The sequence below is a fragment of the Catalinimonas alkaloidigena genome (assembly GCF_900100765.1).
Taxonomy (GTDB): Bacteria; Bacteroidota; Bacteroidia; order Cytophagales; family Flexibacteraceae; genus Mooreia; species Mooreia alkaloidigena.
Genome location: NZ_FNFO01000012.1, coordinates 223,411 through 244,429 on the forward strand (window position 1 = coordinate 223,411; position 21,019 = coordinate 244,429).

General features: G+C 53.9%; 20 protein-coding genes. 10 read left to right on the plus strand and 10 right to left on the minus strand.

Annotated features, from left to right (window positions below):
* Positions 1-58: 58 nt before the first annotated feature.
* From BLR44_RS24840 to BLR44_RS24850, 3 genes are all read right to left on the minus strand, one after another.
* Positions 59-1,669: a lipocalin-like domain-containing protein gene (locus BLR44_RS24840; protein WP_089687305.1), complete on the minus strand. Its 1,611-nt coding sequence runs from the start codon at positions 1,667-1,669 to the stop codon at positions 59-61.
* A gap of 150 nt (positions 1,670-1,819) precedes the next feature.
* Positions 1,820-2,344 (minus strand): hypothetical protein, encoded by a 525-nt coding sequence (locus BLR44_RS24845; RefSeq protein ID WP_143017462.1) that lies wholly within the window; start codon positions 2,342-2,344, stop codon positions 1,820-1,822.
* A 165-nt stretch (positions 2,345-2,509) separates the two neighbouring features.
* On the minus strand, positions 2,510-3,562 hold the full coding sequence (locus BLR44_RS24850) for a glutathione synthetase (protein WP_089687309.1): 1,053 nt from the start codon (positions 3,560-3,562) through the stop codon (positions 2,510-2,512).
* A gap of 363 nt (positions 3,563-3,925) precedes the next feature.
* On the opposite strand from BLR44_RS24850, the gene BLR44_RS24855 reads away from it, so the two are divergent.
* Positions 3,926-7,456, plus strand: coding sequence for a choice-of-anchor tandem repeat GloVer-containing protein (locus BLR44_RS24855; protein ID WP_089687311.1), 3,531 nt, complete (start codon positions 3,926-3,928; stop codon positions 7,454-7,456).
* 162 nt (positions 7,457-7,618) lie between these two features.
* Here the strand turns inward: BLR44_RS24855 and BLR44_RS24860 are convergent, their stop codons facing one another.
* The 5 genes from BLR44_RS24860 to BLR44_RS24880 form a co-directional block, all read right to left on the minus strand.
* Positions 7,619-8,734 carry a bile acid:sodium symporter family protein gene (locus BLR44_RS24860; protein ID WP_089687314.1) on the minus strand — a complete coding sequence of 372 codons (1,116 nt, stop codon included), beginning with the start codon at positions 8,732-8,734 and terminating at the stop codon, positions 7,619-7,621.
* 76 nt (positions 8,735-8,810) lie between these two features.
* Positions 8,811-9,743: an RraA family protein gene (locus BLR44_RS24865; protein WP_089687316.1), complete on the minus strand. Its 933-nt coding sequence runs from the start codon at positions 9,741-9,743 to the stop codon at positions 8,811-8,813.
* A gap of 110 nt (positions 9,744-9,853) precedes the next feature.
* On the minus strand, positions 9,854-10,372 hold the full coding sequence (locus BLR44_RS24870; protein WP_089687318.1) for a hypothetical protein: 519 nt from the start codon (positions 10,370-10,372) through the stop codon (positions 9,854-9,856).
* A gap of 16 nt (positions 10,373-10,388) precedes the next feature.
* Positions 10,389-10,763: a DUF4180 domain-containing protein gene (locus BLR44_RS24875; protein ID WP_089687320.1), complete on the minus strand. Its 375-nt coding sequence runs from the start codon at positions 10,761-10,763 to the stop codon at positions 10,389-10,391.
* On the minus strand, positions 10,763-11,449 hold the full coding sequence (locus BLR44_RS24880) for a hypothetical protein (RefSeq protein ID WP_218127179.1): 687 nt from the start codon (positions 11,447-11,449) through the stop codon (positions 10,763-10,765). Before BLR44_RS24880 ends, BLR44_RS24875 begins: the two co-directional genes overlap by 1 nt.
* Before the next feature lie 190 nt (positions 11,450-11,639).
* Between BLR44_RS24880 and BLR44_RS24885 the strand changes: the two genes are divergently transcribed.
* The 7 genes from BLR44_RS24885 (at position 11,640) to BLR44_RS24910 (ending at position 16,253) form a co-directional block, all read left to right on the plus strand.
* Positions 11,640-12,200 (plus strand): hypothetical protein, encoded by a 561-nt coding sequence (locus BLR44_RS24885; protein WP_089687324.1) that lies wholly within the window; start codon positions 11,640-11,642, stop codon positions 12,198-12,200.
* A gap of 139 nt (positions 12,201-12,339) precedes the next feature.
* Complete coding sequence (locus tag BLR44_RS24890) at positions 12,340-12,867, plus strand: hypothetical protein (protein ID WP_089687326.1); 528 nt, start codon at positions 12,340-12,342, stop codon at positions 12,865-12,867.
* A gap of 318 nt (positions 12,868-13,185) precedes the next feature.
* Complete coding sequence (locus BLR44_RS24895; protein ID WP_089687328.1) at positions 13,186-13,698, plus strand: hypothetical protein; 513 nt, start codon at positions 13,186-13,188, stop codon at positions 13,696-13,698.
* A gap of 84 nt (positions 13,699-13,782) precedes the next feature.
* Positions 13,783-13,881, plus strand: a complete 99-nt coding sequence (locus BLR44_RS28730) for a helix-turn-helix domain-containing protein (RefSeq protein ID WP_245706164.1) — start codon at positions 13,783-13,785, stop codon at positions 13,879-13,881.
* A gap of 3 nt (positions 13,882-13,884) precedes the next feature.
* Positions 13,885-14,409 (plus strand): hypothetical protein, encoded by a 525-nt coding sequence (locus BLR44_RS24900; protein WP_089687330.1) that lies wholly within the window; start codon positions 13,885-13,887, stop codon positions 14,407-14,409.
* Between the two features lie 242 nt (positions 14,410-14,651).
* Positions 14,652-15,278 carry a hypothetical protein gene (locus BLR44_RS24905; RefSeq protein ID WP_143017464.1) on the plus strand — a complete coding sequence of 209 codons (627 nt, stop codon included), beginning with the start codon at positions 14,652-14,654 and terminating at the stop codon, positions 15,276-15,278.
* A gap of 144 nt (positions 15,279-15,422) precedes the next feature.
* Positions 15,423-16,253: a hypothetical protein gene (locus tag BLR44_RS24910; protein WP_143017465.1), complete on the plus strand. Its 831-nt coding sequence runs from the start codon at positions 15,423-15,425 to the stop codon at positions 16,251-16,253.
* A gap of 89 nt (positions 16,254-16,342) precedes the next feature.
* On the opposite strand, the gene BLR44_RS24915 is transcribed toward BLR44_RS24910, so the two are convergent.
* Positions 16,343-17,431: an Ldh family oxidoreductase gene (locus BLR44_RS24915; RefSeq protein WP_089687336.1), complete on the minus strand. Its 1,089-nt coding sequence runs from the start codon at positions 17,429-17,431 to the stop codon at positions 16,343-16,345.
* A 142-nt stretch (positions 17,432-17,573) separates the two neighbouring features.
* Between BLR44_RS24915 and BLR44_RS24920 the strand changes: the two genes are divergently transcribed.
* Positions 17,574-17,912 carry a cytochrome c oxidase assembly factor Coa1 family protein gene (locus BLR44_RS24920; protein ID WP_176956199.1) on the plus strand — a complete coding sequence of 113 codons (339 nt, stop codon included), beginning with the start codon at positions 17,574-17,576 and terminating at the stop codon, positions 17,910-17,912.
* A 323-nt stretch (positions 17,913-18,235) separates the two neighbouring features.
* Positions 18,236-19,432, plus strand: coding sequence for an L-2-hydroxyglutarate oxidase (lhgO, locus tag BLR44_RS24925; RefSeq protein ID WP_089687340.1), 1,197 nt, complete (start codon positions 18,236-18,238; stop codon positions 19,430-19,432).
* 130 nt (positions 19,433-19,562) lie between these two features.
* Here the strand turns inward: lhgO and BLR44_RS24930 are convergent, their stop codons facing one another.
* Complete coding sequence (locus tag BLR44_RS24930) at positions 19,563-20,876, minus strand: family 8 glycosyl hydrolase (RefSeq protein WP_245706165.1); 1,314 nt, start codon at positions 20,874-20,876, stop codon at positions 19,563-19,565.
* Between the last annotated feature and the right edge of the window lie 143 nt (positions 20,877-21,019).

The following is a 21,019-nucleotide window of genomic DNA, read 5'->3' on the forward strand; positions in this document are numbered from 1 at the left end:
ACGTGTCTCCCCTCTTCCGGCGCCTGCCGATTTATCGGATTTGATCTGGCCCTGGCTTCTAGTTCACCAGAAACCGGAAAGTGTGTACACGACCGGGCAGAGTCACCTGCGCCCGATAGACGCCGGGCATCAGGCGGGTTACGTCCACCTTCAACGCGTTGTCTTCCCGCACCACCTTTGTCGCAACGGCCCTTCCCTGCACGTCAGTAACCAATAGCGCGTTTGGCTCGACAGGCGTGTCCAGAGAAATCAACAGGAAGTCAGACGTCGGGTTCGGATAGACCATGCCGGAAGCACGGAGCGGCTGCACGGCAATCTGCGTTGCGATTACCTCGGCACCCAACGTACTGGAACCCGTCAGGGTCGAATCCACCGAATAGGCCGTTACCCTGATCCACAGGCTGTCTGCCGCGAGGGCGGGCATGTCCTGCCAGTAGTAAAAGGTATCCGTGAGGGCCGTGGCCACGGGCAAAAACTGCTTCCCTTCCACACTGTAGTCCAGATCGTACCACACCGCCCTGCCGTCGTCCGGGTTGTGCAATTGCCAGGTCATTGGCACTTCCGGCCCCCAGGTAGCCGGTTGGGGATCGAGGAGGGTGATGTCGGGTCTGGCGTAGGAATGGAGAAGTTCGGCAAACCCATAACCGGTTACAGCCACGCCGTTGACCGTTCCGGAAACACGGGTAGCGCCTTCGTAAAAGCGGAACGGCAGCGCCACCTCGCTGTTCGGATGCTCGGCCTCGATCAGCAGATCGACTTGATTGACGGGGGAGGTGAGCCGCCACCGCTGCGAATAGCACCTCGTGCTGTCTGGTGTGTAGGCAAACGCCAGGCGCTCCAGCTGGTAATCGGCCGTGGTGTACTGGTGCGCGGTATCTACGTAAGCGGCCAGTGTCTTGTACGTGAGGGTGTCGGGCGTGGTATTTTCCTTCGTAAAGATGTTGAAGATGTTCAGGTCCATGCCGTTCGACAGCTGTACGCTGAACCATTCGTAGTTTTCGCCCTTATTGGGATCGAACGAGCCGTACTGCCGGTCAATCCACGACGTGCCGGTGACGGTTTCCTGCACGCCGTTGATCGTCAGCGTGCCGGTCACCCGGTTGGTGGTCTGGGAATAGTAGTAGGTATAGGACGCCGCGCCCTGGTGGAAGAAGCCGCTGTCGGCCAGAATGAGAGGAGGTTTCTCCGCCACAAACGCCAGGTCAAGGGCTCCTTTTTTCGAGTAGGCTTTCAGCACGTACTCGAAGGGGATCATCCGGCCGTCGGCCGCCGTTTTGTGTGTCCAGGTTTCTGTCTTTCCGCTAAAGACGGCGGCCTTGATGTAGAGGCTGTCTTCTGCCAGTTCGGTAAAGTTGATGGGTAGCGTTTCCTGGTAAAATTCGCCCGCATCATCGTTGCTCAGGTTCAGGATGCGGAAGCCATCGAACCCATACACCTCGTAGTCGAAGTAGGTAAGCATAAAGCTGTACCGGGTTCCTGAACTATCGCCGACCAAGTGGCCCATTGTGTACCACCATTCGATCGGTTCGTCGAGGTGCGCACCCTCGTCCTGAGGGAACGAGATCCGGCTGTTTTCCGGGGCGTACGGGTAGGTTTTCCACGCCTGCCCCGCCACCGGTCCGACCAGCAACGTCAGTAAAAAGGTAAAAACGAGAAAAGGTAGTTTCATAGATTATTGACTAAAACTGAAAAGTCATACAATAGAGACAGCGTTCCTAATTCACTTCAGAAATATACAATTTAAAGGATTCTCTTGTTAATCCTCATCCATAAGTACCTTTATCTAAGGTTGACTTACAGACCTCTCCCTTCTTCACTCTTATTTGATGAACCTCATTTCTTGATACTGAAACCATTGATTACCAACTTTAAAGAATGCTGACCACTCCTTGTATTTCCACAAATATCGGTTGATGTATTCAACATGATTTTCAAACTTTTCTCTTTGTACATCATCCATAAATTTCCAATGGTAAATAGATAGTTCACTAGAGTCTCTGTAGCAATGACAACGCGTCGTAATTTCAGAGTCTAGTCGTTTGAGTGTGAAAGCACTGATCTCGAATTCAGAAATAGGCAGGTGTCTGTTGTAATAAATTCCTTTTTCATTAAATGCTGTAATACCGGCCAGCTCATGACTTTCGAGCATTCCGGGTGGAGTACAAGCTGCGCATGTATCAAGAGAGTACCCTTGTGCCATTAAACTGTCGAGCACTTGTTTTAGCTCTGGATCGGATATTCTGTAAGCAGTATCAACCTTCTTACGCTCATCTATCTGAGCGTAACTGCTCTTACCAAAAGTCGACAGTATCCCAAAAATGAGTATTGCACAGATCCTTTTCATAAATCGGGTATAGGTTACACCAAAAAGTGGCACATTTCTCCACTGGAAGATAATCAATCAAACGCATCTAAGCACTTCTTTAGAATTTTCACCTAACTTCCTACAAACAAAAATCCCGGTAAGCCACAGAAGTGCCCACCGGGATTAGCTTTTGGTGATTAGTATTTACTCCATCACGGCCAGTTCGCGGTTGCTGATTTTTCCTTCGTAATAGTCGCGCATCCGTAGCTTCTCTTCGATGGCCTCAATGACGGTGGCGCAAAAGTCGGTTTCTTCCAGTTGGCCACAGAACTGCAGCGCGCCGGAACTGATCACGTTGATCTCGATGATTTTATCGCCGGCGATGTCCAGCCCGACCAGAAACAGCCCATCGCGGATGATTTTAGGACGCACGGCTTCGGCCAGCTCCAGCATCTTGTTCGTGACTTTAACCTTCTTGATCGTCGCTCCCACCGAGATATTGCTGCGGAAGTCGCTCGTGGCGTTCACACGCCGCACGGCCGCGTATTTCCCGTCGCGCATCAGCGGCTTGCCGTTCATCAGAAACATGCGGACATCGCCTTTGGCGGCTTCGGGAAGGTACTCCTGCGCGATGATGTAGCCCATCCGCCCCAGTGCCGTCACGATCTGGTTCATGTTCGCCAGGTCTTTGTTGAGCATGTAGACGTCAGAGCCGCCGCTGCCCATCAGGGGTTTGAGGACGACGTGCTGGTTGTTCTCTTCGTAAAACTTGAGGATCTCTTCTTTGCGCCGGGTGATGATGGTTTTGGGCCGCACCAGTTCCGGAAAATGCTGAAAATACATTTTGTTGATGGCGTGCGACAGCGTGTAGGGATCGTTCAGCACCAGCACGCCCGCGTCGGAGGCGACCTGCGCAAACACTAGGCCACCCTGGCGAATCCACTCGCGGTCGTCGCGTTCGTCGACCGGGTTGTAGCGCAGCCACAGCACGTCGAGGTCTTCCGACGTAATGGTGACCTGTTTGGCATCTTCGCTTTTAATCGCACCGAGCAGCTCGTGCGGCGTTTTAAATTTCTGACGGGGGGTTACCACCCGCGCCAGCGACCCCATGTGCCCCGCCGAGTAGTAGGTCAGGTCACCCACCTCGATGTAGTAGATCGTGTGGCCCTTTTGGTGTGCCGCCAGTGCCAGCCAGGTAGTGGTATAGTATTCAGCCTCTTCCAGTTCGAGGCTGTTGATGACGAATCCGATTTTCATGGAATGTGGAGTTTGAAGTGGCCGAGGGTGGGCCGTTGACTCACCTCGGCCGATTGACGTTAGAGTAAGCTACGTGCATTTAAAAACGGGGGTTGTACGCACCCTCGGCCCGGTCCTTTGTCGGTGGTGGCATGCCGGGGTCTGGGCTAAAAAATAAATCCAACATCCGTCAACTCATATTCCTAATTTCATTACCTTTTGGTCACTAATCCGCTGTTAGTCAGGGACTTTTTTGTTACCTCCCCTGCACTCTCCTTCACCGCCCCGGTCAGTGACCGCACGCGATAAAGGGGTCGCTTTTTACGCGTTCCGTTCTTTCTCTTTTTGCAACACCCCCGTTACGCATCAACCCCAACTTTCACCATGACGCACTTTTTCCATTTCCCCCGCATCGTACTGGTTTTGCTGGTAGGCCTGTTTTATCTGCCCCTGCACACAACGTACGCACAAACACGCCTGTACGGCGCTACCACCTATGGCGCACAGGGCACCGGTTCTCTGTTCTCGATCAATCCGGACGGGAGCGACTATCGAAACGAATACGTATTTCCCGATTTGAGTTACGGTCCTGCCGACCGCCCGGTACAGGCGAGTAACGGCCTGTTCTACAGCGTCACCACCAAAGACGGTGACTATGGCTATGGCCTCATTTTCAGCACCGCCCCGTCGGGCGCTTACACCCGTCTGCACGCTTTTTCGGCCGAAGAAGGTGCCGGGGCGACCGGCTTAACCCAGGGTCCGGACGGGGCGCTGTACGGGATGACCACGACCGCCTTTTACCGGATCACGCCGGACGGAGACTTTCGTATCGTACGCTCCTTTTCCATGTCGGAGGGCCAGGCACCGGTGGGCAGTCTAATTTATCGGGACGGCTACTTTTACGGGAACACGACGTGGGGCGGTGCCAACAACCTGGGTACCCTCTTTCGCCTCAAGCCGGACGGATCAGCGTTCCAGAAGCTCCGGGATATGTCGGAGGCAGACGGGGGGCGGGCGATCGGCCAGTTTCTGGAACTGAACGGCTACTTCTACGGGGTGGCCTTGGGCAGTTTCCAAAGCATTTACTGGAGTTATACTACGCCCGGCAGCGTATTCCGCATGCGTCCCGACGGGACCGAGTTTGAACCCGTACACCTGTTTGCGTCTCCCTATTTCCCGGTCGGCGAGGTGGTGCAGGCACCCAACGGCTACTTATACGGCATTGCGCGTCGGCGCATTTCAGCGGATGTGTCCATCTACGTTACCTACAAAATGCAACCCGATGGCTCAGACTACACAATTGTGGGCAGGGAAAATCTAGATGCCGACGATGTGTTTACTCCCGCAACCAATTACGTAACAGATCGCATCCTAAAGTCCCTGACCATCGGCCCGGACGGATTGCTGTACGGTTTTTACGAAGGCCTGTACGATGGCGGACGCAACAGCTATGCAGGAGCGACGGTAATATTCCGCATCGAAGCAAACGATGAGTATTCACTTGTTAAAAAGCTTAGCGTCAACGACCATCCGATCGGTAGCTTCACCGTAGGCGACGACGGCTTGATGTACATACTGACCGACCGATACATATCGGGTATTTTGTCCTCCCCCAGGCAAAGTGGCGGTTTCTTTCTTCGGATCAACCCGCAGGACAACTCCTCCGAAGTAGTGCATCGCCTGGGTGCTTTCAATGGCGAAAACTGCGACGCGCAGACGTTAATCCAGGTAAGCGATTACCTATACGGTGCTTGCCGACAGGGAGGCATGGCGCTGGGGGGAACGTTTTTTCGGTACCATATCCCGTCCGGTACGTTCGAGAAGCTACACGATTTCGATTCCTACAGTTTTCCGGGCGGAAAACTGGCGCTGGTCGACGATCAGCTCTACGGCGTGGTGATCAACGATTATTTGCACGGCGTTGACATCAGTTCGTATGGCTCTGCCATCAATGTATACCACATTGGACTGGACGGCAGCAACTTCACCGAGCTCACTAACTTTTATCCTCCGTATGGCGGGGGGGGATACGCCCGAAACCCGTGGTCTGGATTGATTTATGGCTCAGACGGTTATTTTTACATTCCTAATGGAGGCCACTCCGATGCTAGCTACGGTGACGATGCTGCCATCCTTAAAGCAACCCTGAATGGCGATACTGTAACCGAGATTGTCTCATTCCGTTCAGAGTTTCCTAATGACTACATCTCTCAATACGGTTTCGAGCCCCACGAACTGATGGAAGGGAGCGACGACCTGCTCTACGCAATGTTCAACTCGGAAGGTGCCTACGCCCAGGGAGCCCTCGTCAGAGTGTCGAAAGACGGAAGTATGAAGCAAAACCTCCACAATTTTGCAGGCAGCGACGGGGCCTTCCCCTTCGGAGGATTGATCGAAGGTCCTGGCGGCATGCTCTACGGCATGACCCGCGCCGGCGGCACCCACGACCTGGGCACCCTCTTCCGCCTGAAGACCAACGGCTTCGACTTTCAGAAACTCTACGACTTCTCTCCCACCAGCGGCGGCGCACCGGTCGGCAGCCTCACCCTCGGGGCCGACGGCTTCCTCTACGGCATGACCCGCGAGGAAGGCAGCCACGACTTCGGCACCCTCTTCCGCCTGAAGACCGACGGCTCCGCCTTCACACTCCTGCACGATTTCGCCCGGGCCGACGGCATCCACCCCCAGGGCGCACTGGTGCTGGTCGGTGACTCCACCCCAATGCCCTCCCTCAGCCTGGAGGCCGAATGCGTCGAGGTCGGGGCAGCCTGGCGCACCGAGAGCAGCACCCTGGCCTCGCACGAGGCGTTCGTCTACGCCCCCACCTCCCACTTTCAGCCCACCGGACAGGCCAGCGACCGCCTCCGCTTTACCTTCTCCATCACCCAGCCCGATGCCTATACGCTGGCCGCCCGCGTGCGGGCCATCAGCCACCAGCGCAACTCCTTTTGGGTGCGCCTCAACGGCGGAGCCTGGCAACGTTGGGACCTGCCCGTCAGCCCGGAGTACCAGTGGGTGGCCCTTCCCTTCAGCGATACGGCACTAGGAGTCGGCGCTCACGTGCTGGAGGTCGAGTTCCGCGAGTTTCGTACCCACTTCGACAAGCTGGTGCTCACCCCCGGGGCACTGCCGACCGACCTGGGGCCGGAGGCCACCAACTGCACGCCGCCCCCGGTCGACTATGCGGCCTACTTCGAGGCAGAATGTGCGCAGTACGGGTCCAACTGGCGCGCCAAGGCCAGCAACATCGCAGCACACGGGGCTTACCTGTATGTGCCCTTCTCCAGCTTTTACGCTCCTTGGGATGGCTCTAACGTGCTTTACGATATGGTCACCTTCACGTTGCCCGTACCGCAGCGGGATCACTACACACTCTGGGCGCGGGTGCGGGCCATCAGCCACCAGCGCAACTCCTTCTGGGTGCGCCTCAACGGCGGGCCCTGGCAGCGCTGGGATCTGCCCGTCAGTCCGGAGTACCAGTGGGTAGCCCTTCCCTTCAGCGGGTCCGAGCTGCTGAGCGGGCCCAACCTGGTGGACTTTTCTTACCGAGAGTCCTACACGCAGTTGGATCAGCTCTTTGTCACCAACACCGATCAGGTTCCCTCCGGTCAGGGCGCAGCCAGCAACTGTGATGACGAGCGTCCCCGATCCGAACCAGCCAGTCCTGTCGCGCCAGGACTAGTGCTCTACCCCAATCCGACGAAGGATCGGTTTGTATTGACTGCCAGCGACGTGGCGTTGAGCCAGGCACAGGTACACGTTTCTACTCTGGAAGGGCGGACGTTGCCCCATGTCCCCACGCGCCTGCAGGGCAATGGCTGGGAAGTGGATCTGAGCGCTCAGCCGGCCGGTGTGTACCTCATCAAAGTCACGACTCCCGACCGCGTGTACACCCAGCGCGTCGTGAAGCAATAAGTGCTAAACCATCACCCCACTACCCAAGACCAATGTAAGAGCCGGACTTGGGTAGTGGGGTTGATGATGACCCCGAGTTTCTTTTTCGGAGCAAGCGTTACCTAGCGATGGAGGTCAAACGTGCGCTTTACAGACCAGCGGTGTGCGGAAGGGGGCGATGTGTCAGGAAACTGCGTTTTCGGGGACTGACGTTTCCGGGTGCATGGCATCGTCGGGCAGGGGTTTGTCGCGCCACCAGGCGGCCAGCGACGAGCCTGTGATGTTCATCAGCGGTCCGAACACGGCTGGGGCCAATCCGACGGTCGCCAGCTTGCCCATTTCGAGGGCCAGTCCGGAAGCCAGTCCGCCGTTTTGCAAGCCTACTTCCAGCGCAATGGTGCGGCAGTCGCGCTCGGGCATGCGCATCAGCCGACTGGCCGTGTAGCCCAGCGCATAGCCCAACAGGTTGTGCAGTAATGTCGCCAGGATCAGCAGAAAACCGATTTCCAGCAGACTATCGCGCCCGGCAGCCGTGATGATGGTGATGATGAGCGCGATGCCCGCCATCGACACGAACGGCATGGCGGCGTCGAGCCACCGGAACCGACCGTGAAAGAAGTGATGAAACACCAGCCCGGCCGCAATGGGGATGATCACGATTTTGATGATGCTCCACATCATGCCCCAGAATTCGACGGGTACGTACTCTCCGGCCAGCCACTCCATCAGCAGCGGCGTCATGAGCGGCGCCAGCATGGTCGCCACCGCCGTAAGTGTGACCGACAGCGCCAGGTTGGCCTTGGCAATAAAAGACATTACGTTGGAAGCCAGACCGCTCGGGCAGGAACCGACCAGGATGATGCCGGCGGCGATTTCGGGCGGAAAGCCAAATACGTAGGCCAGCGACGTGCCGACCAGCGGCATGATGGTGAACTGACACACCACGCCAACCAGCACGCCCTTCGGCATGGCCAGCACGCCGGTAAAGTCGCGCCAGCTCAGGGCCGTGCCCATGCCGAACATGATCACCTGCAACAGCGGAACAATCAGGGACGAGAGTTCGAAACTGCCCCAGCGCGTGAACAACTGCGGAAAATACATCGCGGCACTAACCGCCGAGAAAATCGCCAAAGTGTAGGTAAACCGCTGGAGGGACGGAACCCCCCGCGAGGCAATGGCCAGTAACACAAAAAAAGCAATAAGGCAACTGCCGGCCACCAGCGTTGTCCCTGTCCCATTAGCGATTACCACGCCGACCAGGGCGACTCCGGAAGCCATCAAAAATCCTTTGTACATCATACCGTTGGGTTGTCCGGGGCCGCTGCACGGCAGGCACCCCCGGAATGAAAGTCGGTGCGAACAGCCTAGGCCTCGCCTACCACGTTCTTGATTTCATGTAAGCGTCGAGTTCCTTGCGCGACATGGGCAGTTTGTCGGGATTCTGATCGAGCCACGACAGAAAATCCTTTTTGATCGGGTCGGTCCACTGCCGGTCGATTTCGCCGGGGGTGTACTTGCCTTCGCGGAGGCGCTGGTGACCGAACTGGTCGCGCAGGGCGATGAACTCGGACGAGATCACGACCTTTTCGACCAGGTGGGCGGGGATAAACACCACGCCGCCTTTTTTCGCCAGAATCACGTCACCGGGCAGTACTGTTGCGCGCCCGATGCGGATCGGCACGTTGATGCCCGCCAGCATCATCTCCTGAATGTAGGACGGATCGTAGCCCTTCACGAAGGCATTGAAGCCCTCAATTTTTTCCAACCCTTCGATGTCGCGCACGGAGCCGTAAAACACCACGCCGTTTTTCGATTTGGCATAAATGGAGTTGCCCAGGTTGTCGCCAATCAGCGTGCCGTCCACAATCTTTCCGTAACTGTCAGCCACGTAGATGTCGCCGTTCGTCAGCATGTCGATGGGCCACGAGTTGGTCCCGCCGATGCGTCCTTCGGCCGCGCCCTTTTCCTTCAGCGGATCTTCCACATCGGGCCGACGCGGCATGTACTGGGCCGTCAGCGCCCGCCCGACCATCACCTGATCGTCGCGCAGCACGAACCAGTCGCCTTCGTACTGGTTGTGGTAGCCTTCGCTGCGCAAGACGCCCCAGGCCTCTTCCAGCGAAATGTTTTTGACGCGCTTCAGCAGATCGTCCGACACTTTGGGGCGTCCGTCCGGAAAGCGTTCGCCCTTCCAGTTAGCGGTAAAAAATTGTAGTTGGTCTTTGGTGGCGGCCACCTGCGCGGCCAGCGGTTGCCAGAAAAAAAGGAGCAGCAGGGTGCTCAGCAAAGAGAGGCGAGGCAGAAGCATACAGGTCAAGGTTGTTTACAGTATAGTAAGAGACGTAACGGCAAAAATGTACTCAGTGCTCAGCCAAAGTCTATGTCCGTGCGGCAGCGGATAAAGCCAAAGATAGCCACTCAAAAATCTTTGTATGCAGCAACAAGATCGGTATTACGCTTCTCGGTCAGGAACCGTAGCGGCCCCCTCCTTACGTCGGTCCTGTTCTTTGGTGATGAGGTAAAGAAGAAAAAAGCAACCAGATTGATTCCTATGACGGCAGACCCGGTTTCAAGTTGGTAATTGACTTGGAAGGTTGACAAGGCGTAGCCAAATCCAAGCGTAGACCAATGCTCCGGATTCAGTTCGATGGAAAGAGAGGCCCCGGACACGAATCTGTACGCATAACCACCGAGTGCAAAATGGAGGACCTGGAATAGCTGATTCACGAGGGATAGTTTCAGCCCTAGCCCGGTGTTTTTAAAGAGTACTCCGCCACAACCGATCGAATAGGCATACATCAAAGAAACGATCAGTAAAATCGTCCATTGCCCACCCGACAAGGCCCCATGCCCCCACACCATTCCGACCATAAAGCCGATTCCTAAAACCCCACCTAGTATCTGGTAATAGGCGAGCGCTTTTTGAGATTTTCCCATCTGTAGGTAGGTGAAGTTAGTCGGCCAGCGGCGTGTTCGTGAGTTGGGCGCGGGCCTCCTCGACCGACCTGACAAAGCGGATGTGGCCGTGCCGGTTGCTCTCCCGGATAAAGTCGCGCAGGGTCGGGCTGGTAAACCGCGCGAAGTCCCCGACGATGGCGAGTTGCACCCGGTAGTTGGAAAACTTTTGCAGCATCTCGCCGGCCAGTCCGGTTTTCAGGTCGAAGAAGTCGGGCGACAGGTGCCGCTCGTGCACGATGAGTTTGTCCGCGCCCTGGTAGCCGGCGTTGGCCAGCAGATCGAGGGCGTCTTGGGCGGTGCGGATCACGATGCCGTCGTCCTGCACGTCGCCAAGGGTCGTGCCCTGAAAATTGTAGAGGTTCAGGTTCATCACGGGGAAGTGAGTTGTTCGAGGAGGGCGGCAATGTACGCCCGTCGGTCGGCAATGTCGCGGACGGTGCCTTCGTAGGTATGGATCGCACTGAGTTTCGGCAGGACCCATTTCCCTTTGACGAGGTAATTGGACACCCACAGGTTGCAGAAGTTGTACATCAGAATCAGGTACTGGATCGGATCGGTGTTGACGCGCTTCAGCCCCACTTTGCGGGCCGTCCGTTCGTTGAGAACGTAACTGGTCCCCCGCAGACGTGTATCGTCCGGGTGAGTGACGGCCAGTTGCAGCAGGCCTTTCAGGTACTCGGCCAGCACCACTTGGGTGCGCTGCGCGCCGGTTTGCCGCCGGTCGAGCACAAAGTAATAGTCGAACAGCGTTCCGCCGTGCACCACCACCACGCCGCGCCGGGGTGTTTCGGACAGAAACAGCGTCGACTGGTAGGTAAGCTGCCCCTTTCGGACCAGTGCCGGGACGTCGAAAAACGGCGCGACCACCGACAGGGTAAGGGCGAGCGACACGAATACCAGGGGGATAAAGGAGATGCCGAGCCAGAACAGCATCCCGCCCAGCATCAGGTTGACCGCGACCGCCAGACACCCCAGCGTTACCTGAAACTGCCGCTGCCGGCGCACTGACCGCTCGTAAAACCTGTGCTTCAATGTTCTCAAAGAATACGTAGTCATGTTTAAAAGTAAACAGGCAAAACTACCCATCCTACTCAGACGCTGCCGTTGGGCCGCTCCGGTAAAAGGAGAACCTGCCGATTGCTAGCCCTCGCGTCCCCCATCCCATTGCAATTATGCCATCGCCATGCGTTAATGCTTAACCAAATTGCTTAATATTGGGTACGCTGACCACCTCTACCCCACCCCCATGAACAAGCTGTGCATTTTGACCCTCTGCGTGCTGATGATCCCCTCTGGCCTTTTTGCGCAGGACTCGGAGAAAGACGTTGAGCAGATCAGAGCCTGGTACAAGGAAGTAAACGCCGGGATGCGTCACTACAAAAAAGTTGCTTATCCTGACGTACAGATCAATCGAGACCAAAGCCCGGCGCATTTTTCGAAGGAAGGCGCGCAGCTCTACCGGTTAGCCTCCGTCACGATGACGAAGTATTTCAAAGGCGAACAGCTCGTAAAAATGATTGTAGAATTTGAGGGAGACCGCGAAGACCTGACGTCCGCCTACTACTTCAGAAACGATAGTTTATTCTTCGTAGAGAAAGACAAAACGGTGTACCACCGCCCGAAATGGGACGACAATTTTCAGGAAACGGAAAAGTCCGTAGCGAGAAATCATTTTTACATCAGAAACAACCACCTGTTGGTTTGGGTCAATCCTGAAGTCAAGCAGGTAGGAACAACAGACCCCTCTTTTCACCAGCAGGAAGCGATGATCCTGAACGACTACCCACTGTACGTAAGCACCGAATAATCGTATTGTGCTTTCCGACGGCAGCGTCACAGGTCGATGTCACATTTACACTCAACCCTACACTCTTGCACTGCCGAATCGAATCCATAACAGCACATTAATAGCACATCCCCAAAAGTGGTGGATGCAACTTGAATGCATGAAAATTACCTGGAACGTCGCACATCGGATTCTTGGCATCGCTATTCTAACCGTCGGCATTATTATTCTGTGCGCTATTTTGTACTTGTCTTTAAGGTATGATGAGCACATGGAACAGTTCTATGCAGCAAAAGGGATGGCAACGCTTTTTTCTTTTTCCGACTTCCTACGTGGAGCAAGGACTGAGCTTTTCATCGGAACGATGCTTATGGCTGCCGGAGCATTCATGCTCCTGAAAAAACAGTTGGGTTGGATTCTTGGATATGGCGGTTTATTGTTTGCAACAGCAATGCTGGCTCGTATTACTTTTCAAAGTGGGCGAGATGTAACGCTAACCTTCGTAGAGCCAGCACCCCTTATCACTCCTTTTAGCGGAATTGGTCTGGCAGTGTGCTTTATTCTAATCCTCCTTCTTCTGTCCAAGCCGATCAGAACCATGAATAAAATCAGTACTAAACCCCTACTTTTCAGTACTGGATCAATTTTACTTTTATACGTAGTTTTACAATTCACGCATATTTTTTAGATAATTTATCAAAAGCGAAAGTTAAATTGCTTCATTCTCTTCGCGCCTACAAACCTCAATCACACGTAATGCATTTGTAAACACCCTCCGGCTGCATCACTTCTACTCCCCATCCTCCAGCGCTTGACCAAGAGATCCTCCGAGCTTACATTACTGCATGGCAGGATTGTGGTGGAACGTTTACAGTCAGAGGCGCCTACCGTTTTCGCGTAAACAACTCATTACCAGGCGACAGCCCCCTCGAAAAATAGCGTGCACGTTACTTGCCAGTGGCGGTAACCTCTCTGAACCGCTTCCCATAAAGAAGGAGAATCAACCATGAAAATAGCTTATCTGATCGTGGGACTTTTGGTGGGCGGACTTTTGGGGTTCGCCTTAACCGATCTTTTGAACCAAAACAATTCACCGAGCAATTCAGACAGCATTCCACCGGCGAAGTCCGATGCACCCCTTGTGACCGCAACGTGGCAGTGGCCCGACAGTCTGGACGCTGTACAAGCCGCGCCCGAAAGTCACAACATTGTGTATGAGGATTCCACCGTTAGAATTCTGCAGGTAGTGCTTGAGGCGAACGCAACCGAACCTGTCCATACTCACAAGTGGAAGAGTATCATGTGGTTTACACAGGCCACGCCCATGACGTATTACAGATGCAGTCTAAAAAACAATGAATACCTCCTGGCAGACAGTATCGCCATAGCACAAATGCCGCAGGAAGCACTCAACCAGGGGGATTTTATAGATGCCGAAGCGCCCCACGCCATAAAAAATTTGAGCAACGAAAACGGCATTGCCTACCGTATCGAATTCAAGAAGGAATTTGCACGCTGAGGCAGTTACCCGCACACAACCCCATTGATCCTAAGGAAGTTAGCTAACCTACCGTAACGACCCCAGCGGAACAGAAGATAAAATTTGTGTTGTTTTGAGTATCCACCCTACTTTTCAAGGCTTTTCAAAAAGAAAGAAGGCATGAGCCCGACGGAGTACAGAGAAAAATTCAAAATGAATTGAACCATGGAATTATCAAAAATAGCCACCGAATGGGCCAAGGCCGAAGTGTTTTCCTCCCGCTTTTTCATTCTCTTCGCAATGCTGTTCCTAGCCGCCAGCGTAGGCTTCTGGCAGCTGGGTAAAACCGAAACGGCAAAAGCTTATATTTTCCCGGCGCTGATCGCAGGGATTTTACTACTCGCGATTGGCCTGGGGATATTTTTCACCAACAAGTCGAGAGTTGCCAGCTTTGCACCCGCTTACACGAGCGATCCGGTCTCGTTTGTGAACTCGGAAATAACCCGAACTGAGAAATCGATCGGAGAATACAGAACGATAGTGTTCAAAGTCATTCCACTCATTATCGTCGTCGCGTCCCTCTTGATCGTCTTCCTGGACACCCCACGTTGGCGGGCCATCAGCATCACGACCATTTCACTGATGGTGGTGATTCTTTGGGTAGACAGCAATGCCAACGCCAGGATTGAAGCCTATCAAAAGCAGCTGAAAACAGCCAAAGCCAGCGGTATCGACTCGTCGGCAGAGTAACCGAACTACACACTACTTGCTAAGGGACAAGTCCAGTACCCCGAGAAAGTGGCCACCCGCTTTCCTTTCCATTGTTCTAACCGTCGGCTATCCTTATCTTTCGATGGCGCAGTGCTGCGCTATAGGCAGCGTGTATCAACGCTTACAATCGTTTCAGCTCACTGAACCAGTTACCAAGCGGAACGGTGCATTCGTTTGTAAGCAAGCGCTTACAGGCCAAGAACGCCCCTTTACGCCTGTTTATGCAAGTTAGCACCATACTACAGAGGCTGCCCATTAGAGAAATAATAAATATGTGTGTTACAAATACGTTGGCATCAATTAAAATGAAAGAAGGATACAAATTCATAAGACGTCCTGACGGAACTGAACGAGAAGTTGATTGGGAAGAAATAAACCAGCTCAAAAAGGACATTCTTTGGATTTATGACGAGAATTTCGGTGATATCATAAATGCTTTTGTTCCACACTACTCATTTAAAAGTAACTATTGGGAATACTTGACTCTTGAAGGAGACAAGTGGTTTTCTGAAAAAGAAAAAGCATTTTATCATTCAGGTTCTTTGATAATCTTACTTTGTTGCTGTTCAGAATATGTAGACATAGCAGGTGGAGGTCAAAACGTTTTTGAAAAAGATAATCTACCAGTGATTAAAGATTATGTTGAAGACTATCAACCAAAGAATAAGATAGAAAAATTGATTAAAGAGAAGGTCTTATTAGGATTGAACATATCATTATCAATGACACCAGAAAATTTGATAGACAATGAATTTGTTCATAAAAGAACTCCCGAGTATTATCAAGGATTGAATGAATTGGGCAATAAGGTCATCAAGAATTATTACGAAGAAAAAATAAAAAACTAAACACAACACAGCATATAGCTTATGGCGGGTGAACGGCTGCCAGCAAGGTTTTCGCTCCGTAGTCAGCTTTGGTTTCGGTGGACAGCAAAGTGCTTAGAAACCGTCACAAAGCCATATGCAAACCGTAGGCACAATACAAATAAAATGAAAATACACCTTCTACTTCTCATAGTAAGTCTTTTATGCTACTCTTGTTCGAGCACTACAAAAAAAGAACCAACAAAAGCTGGTACCGAGAGTCATATTGAAGGAGAACATTCAAATGACACAAATTCAGAAGAGCCGATAATGATTGATAACGACAGTCGCATTGAAAGGAAAAATTCAAGTGACTCAAAATCAAAAGAGCTACCAAAGACTAGTAGCGAGGATCGTATTGAAGGGAAATATCCAAATGACGTAAATTCAATGGTGTCCATTATTGACACTACAATGAATCCCTTCGCAAATGGCTTACGTTTTAGCAGTGGGGAATGTGAACATAACATTGAAGCCAAGAGAATCCATTGTGTAATCTCAAAGTTTCCAGATATACCTTTACCAATGCATTTTGGACCTATTCCTGAAATAAATTTAAACTCAGACTTTGAAATAAAAGACAGTATTTTTATTACCAAAGCATTGCGAGACAGCAACTACTTTACTGAGGAGGAACGCCAATACAGTTATTATTTCGGAGTGAACATTCCGAATAATTACGATTTCGAGACGGTTATTATTCCTGAATGGTTTAGCGTTGGAAAAAGTTACATTCTGTTAACAATTTCAAGTTCAGGTGAAAATATCAACAAACTTGTGATTGGTTCTGAGTCATCGGACCATGAATCAGTTTTTGGAAAGATTGAAAGTTTGAATGACATCGAAGTAACGACCAAAAAATTTGGGTATGATAAGGAAAAAGACCTACTCTACTTCTCTTCGAGTATTACAGAAGAATATCGAATAAATGACAAAGGAGAAATTTTAAAGAAATAAAATACTTCACTTAACAGTGTGTATAATATATAGCTATTTAGCGTTATTTACGACACCATACACAAACCGTTCTACCACCAGCCCTCCCCTCACGGCAGGGGCAGCAGGACGCCGGTGCGCTTGGAGACGGTTTTCAGATCGCGGACCACGCCTTCGATGAGGGGGATGCCGCTTTTTGCACGGAGTTCGTAGGCTTCGCGTTCGGGGTCGCCGGGAATGAGGACCCGCTCCTGGCCGGGTTGTGGTGGCGTGGCGCGGAAGGTGCGAATCCACTGGTCGATCTCTCGCTTGAAGTCGTCCGGATCGCGAAAACCCGCTGGGTCCATCACCCCGAAAAAGTGGCCGATCCCCTTCCCCACTTCCCGCTCCGGAATTTCCTGGTGCACGGCGAAGGGCGGCGCAAACGGCCCCCAGTTCGCCCCACTCAGCACACAACAGAGAATGTCGACCATTGCCGCGAGGCTGTAGCCTTTGTGGCCGCCGTGCGTCCGGTCCGAGCCCAGCGGCAGCAGCGCCCCGCCGTTGATCATCTCGTCAGGATCGGTCGTGGGGTTGCCGTGGCGGTCGAGGCACCAGCCTTCCGGCACCGGCTCGTGCTTGCGGCGGGCGATTTCAATTTTTCCGTAGGCCACCGCCGAGGTCGCCAGGTCGATCACGATGGGCGGCTCCTCTTTCCCCGGAAAGGCAATGGCAATCGGGTTGGTGCCGAGCATTCGCACGCCACCCCACAGTGGCGCCACGGCCTTCGACGAGTTGGTCATCGCCCAGGAAACCAGGTCGCGCGGCAGGCTGCGCACGGCGTAGTACCCCGCCGCCCCGAAGTGGTTTGAGTGCGAAACGCTCACCATCCCGGCCCCGTGTTCGGCGGCCCGCTCCATCGCGAGGTCGTGCGCCTTCGGTCCGATGACCAGCCCCAGCCCTCCGTCCCCGTCGACGGTCGCCACCGCGCCGCGTTCCCGAATGATTTTCAGGTGGGGATGCGGGTTGATCCGCCCCAGTTGCAGCAGATCCACGTAGGTGATGAGTCGGGCTACGCCGTGCGAGTCGATGCCACGCAGGTCGCTGTAGGCCAGCACATCGGCGGCGAGGGCAGCATCGGCGGCGGGAATGCCCAGCGCTTGGAACACGTCGGCAGTAAACTGCCAGAGGGTGTCGGCGGGGAAGAGGTGATATTCCATGCCGTTGGTACGTAGGGCGGGGCGGAAAGGATGAGAGAAACGAAATAGGGTACGGAGCCAGGGAAGCATGAGATGCTCTCGCATCAAGAAGATTCCGACATTGGTCGTACAATTGTACAACTAAATGTGTGTTCCCTACCCCATGAAACTGTCACTATTCAAGTTTGGCATTCCAGGAGCAGTAATCGTTTTTGCGCTAGCGATGAGCATCATGGTATGGGCCAACAACCACGTTAAGGAACATGATAGCTACCAAGCGGCGATCTCGCACATTGAGCGTGATCAGGACCTCATCGACTATACGGGCGGTATAGACGGATACGGCTTTTTTGTCTCATCCAACATAGTCTCTTCTAAAAAGAGTGGCAATGCTTCTTTTAGAATCTCAGTCAACGGAGCGAAGAACGATGCCTTGGTGGTGATAAAGCTAGACAAAGATTCCTCGGCTATATGGAAAGTCCACTCCTTCATTTTTTATTAAGAATTGGTGAAGCGGCTGTGCTACGGCCGCTTTGGTAGAAGTGGCTGGTAAGATCACTTAGTAAGCGAACACCATTGCTTTCTTATCTCCGTCGTCCGACAATCCGGCGCTGACCCCTCCACGCTAACGGCCGGGAATATCTTCATCGAAGTCCTTTCCAGAGCGCTTTGCATTTCAATAGCTTTCCTATCACCCACAATAGTACTGTGATCCAATTATCCAGGAATCCGCCCCGTTTAGGCATCGCTTGGTCCACTCTTCCCATTGCACGCCACCTTTCTGGCTGGTTCCGGTATCTTTGAACGACCTAAACCCTTACAACTTTGCAATACGACATCATCATCATAGGCGGCGGCATCGTGGGCATGGCGACCGCGCTGAAAATCAAGCAGGCCCGCCCGGAACTCAAACTCGCCGTTCTCGAAAAAGAGATGCGCATTGCTGCGCACCAGACGGGTAACAACAGCGGCGTGATCCACTCCGGCATTTATTACAAACCCGGCAGCCTCAAGGCGAAAAACTGCATTTCCGGCTACAAGCAACTGCTTGCCTTTTGCGATGCAGAAGCGATTCCGTACGAGATCTGCGGGAAAATCATCGTCGCCACGCATCCTTACGAACTGCCCGCGCTGAACACCATCCTGGAACGAGGCCACGCCAACGGGCTGGAAGGGCTCAAAAAACTGAGTCGCGGCGAAATCACCGAGTACGAGCCGCACGTCAGCGGGATCGAGGCGATCTGGGTACCGCAAACGGGCATTGTCGACTACAAACAGGTGACGGAACGGTACGCGCAAAAGATGATGGAGCTGGGCGGCGAACTGAAGCTGGGCGAGAAGGTGCTCAACCTGATCGACGGCAACGGCATCTGCACGGTCATCACGAGCAAGGCGAACTACGGGGCCAAACTGGTGATCAACTGCGCCGGACTCTACTCCGACAAAATTGCGCTGATGACGCGCCCCGACCTGCACGTGCGCATCCTCCCCTTCCGTGGCGAGTACTACGAACTGCATAAGGACAAAGAATACCTGGTAAAGAACCTGATCTACCCCGTGCCCGATCCAAACTTCCCCTTCCTGGGTGTCCACTTCACGCGCATGGTCGGCGGCGGCATTGAGGCGGGTCCCAACGCGGTGATGGCTTTCAAACGGGAGGGCTATAAAAACACCATGTTCGACTTCGACGAGCTGCTGGAAACGGTCACCTGGCCCGGATTCCGCAAGGTAGCGGCGAAGTACTGGGAAACCGGCATCGGCGAGTACTACCGCTCGTTCTCAAAGAAAGCCTTCACGCAGGCGCTGCAACGCCTCATCCCGGAAGTGCAGGAGGCGGATCTGCATCAGGGCGGGGCGGGCGTGCGGGCCCAGGCCTGCGACCGCGACGGCAACCTCCTGGACGATTTCAGCATCGTGGAAGACGAACGCTACGTCCACGTGTTGAACGCACCTTCACCGGCCGCGACCTCGTCGCTGTCCATCGGCGACACGATCTCGGAACTGGCACTGAAACGGTTTTAAGGTCACCCCATCCCTCATAAAACAATGCCCCTTCCGGCCGTAATGGCTTCGGAAGGGGCATTGTTTTACGCCTAACAGGAGTTGTCGGCTCTGGTGTGGAGAAACACACTCATCATGCCATCAGGCAATCCTACTTCATATCCGGCGTGATGATCCGGTAGTTGCCGCTGAGGTGCATGACGCTGAACAGGTACATCAGGCCGTCGAAATACGGATCGAAGTACCCGTCTTCGTAGGGCTCTAGTTTGGCGTTCCACACCTCATCCACAAACTTCCAGCTTTTGGCCTGCGTGCCCATGATCGACGCCGCTCCGGCCGTCGACACCAACCCGAGCGAGTGACGTAATTTTTGGAAGCCACCCGCCGGCAGAATCCATTCCGGCGTTGAGCCGTCGATGTTGTACTGATCGTCGTAGGTGGCGATGCCTTCGCAATAGAGGAAGTTCTGAAAGCGTCGCGCGTAGGCCTGTTGCCACGCCACATCTTTCGCGTACCAACTGTAGTCCATGGCGATGTTCATCGGAACGCGCCAGGAATCGTACCGGAAGGCATCGCCCATCCGGCCCCGGCTGTGGGGTGCACCGCTGAATTCGGCGTAGTCCGGCGTCAGGCCCGTTTTCGGATGCGTGGCCCGGTGCAGGAACGCGCGGGCAGTATCGGCGCAATCGCGGTAAAAATGCTCGTGGCCGTCCTTGGCGTATTCGGCCCAGACTTCGAAGAAGGCGGGCAGGTGATACGAGGGGTCGGTCCAATCGTAGCCCCCTTCGTGCGGTACAAAATTGATCTGTTTGTGCTCTACGTTGAGCACGTTCATGACGCCCTCGGTGCCGTCTTTGCTCCACATCGCATCCAGAATCCGTCGCGCTTCTCCGTAGTAGTCGATGCCGGTGTCGTTACCCCAGCGGTTGGCCGCAAACAACAGGTCCGTCACAAAGTAAAGTTCTCCGTCGGAGGCCGACCCTTCCGAATTATGCTTGCCGGTTTCCGGCTCCAGACTCCAGGCGAAGTAGGCATCGCGCGGTCCACCCTGATGCTGCATGTATTTGCGGGTCCAGCGCCACAGCCGGTCAAACACGTCCTTTTTGTTCAGCTGCACGGCCACCATCATCCCGTACGACAGTCCCTCGGTGCGGGCGTCTTTGTTCTTGATGTCCGACACGTAGGCCATCGAATCGCCCACCTCAAAATAGACCCGGTCGGGCCCTTCGAACACGTCGTGATACGCTTTTTGCAATTTGGCGTCGATCTCGGCCTGTGGATAACCCGCCTCCCGAAACACGTTGCGGTACCTGCCGGTTTTCCAGGCCCCGGTGGTCCAGGGCTTCATCTTTCCGCGCGGATCGGTCACATCCTGCGTGCAATCCTGCGCCGACGCCCCTTCGGGAAGAGCAATCCCACTGAGCAGCAGCCCGAGCAAAGCGGGCAGATACAGAGCTTTTTTCATACTAGCGAAAGAGAACGGGCGCGGGCTACTTACTCAATTGCCTCGGGTTATAGTGGACCCGAAAAATAGGACAGCAGTATAAGTGTAAACTTTTAACTTAAAGTCCTATGCAAAAGAGAAGATCATTTTCCTCTGAGTTTAAA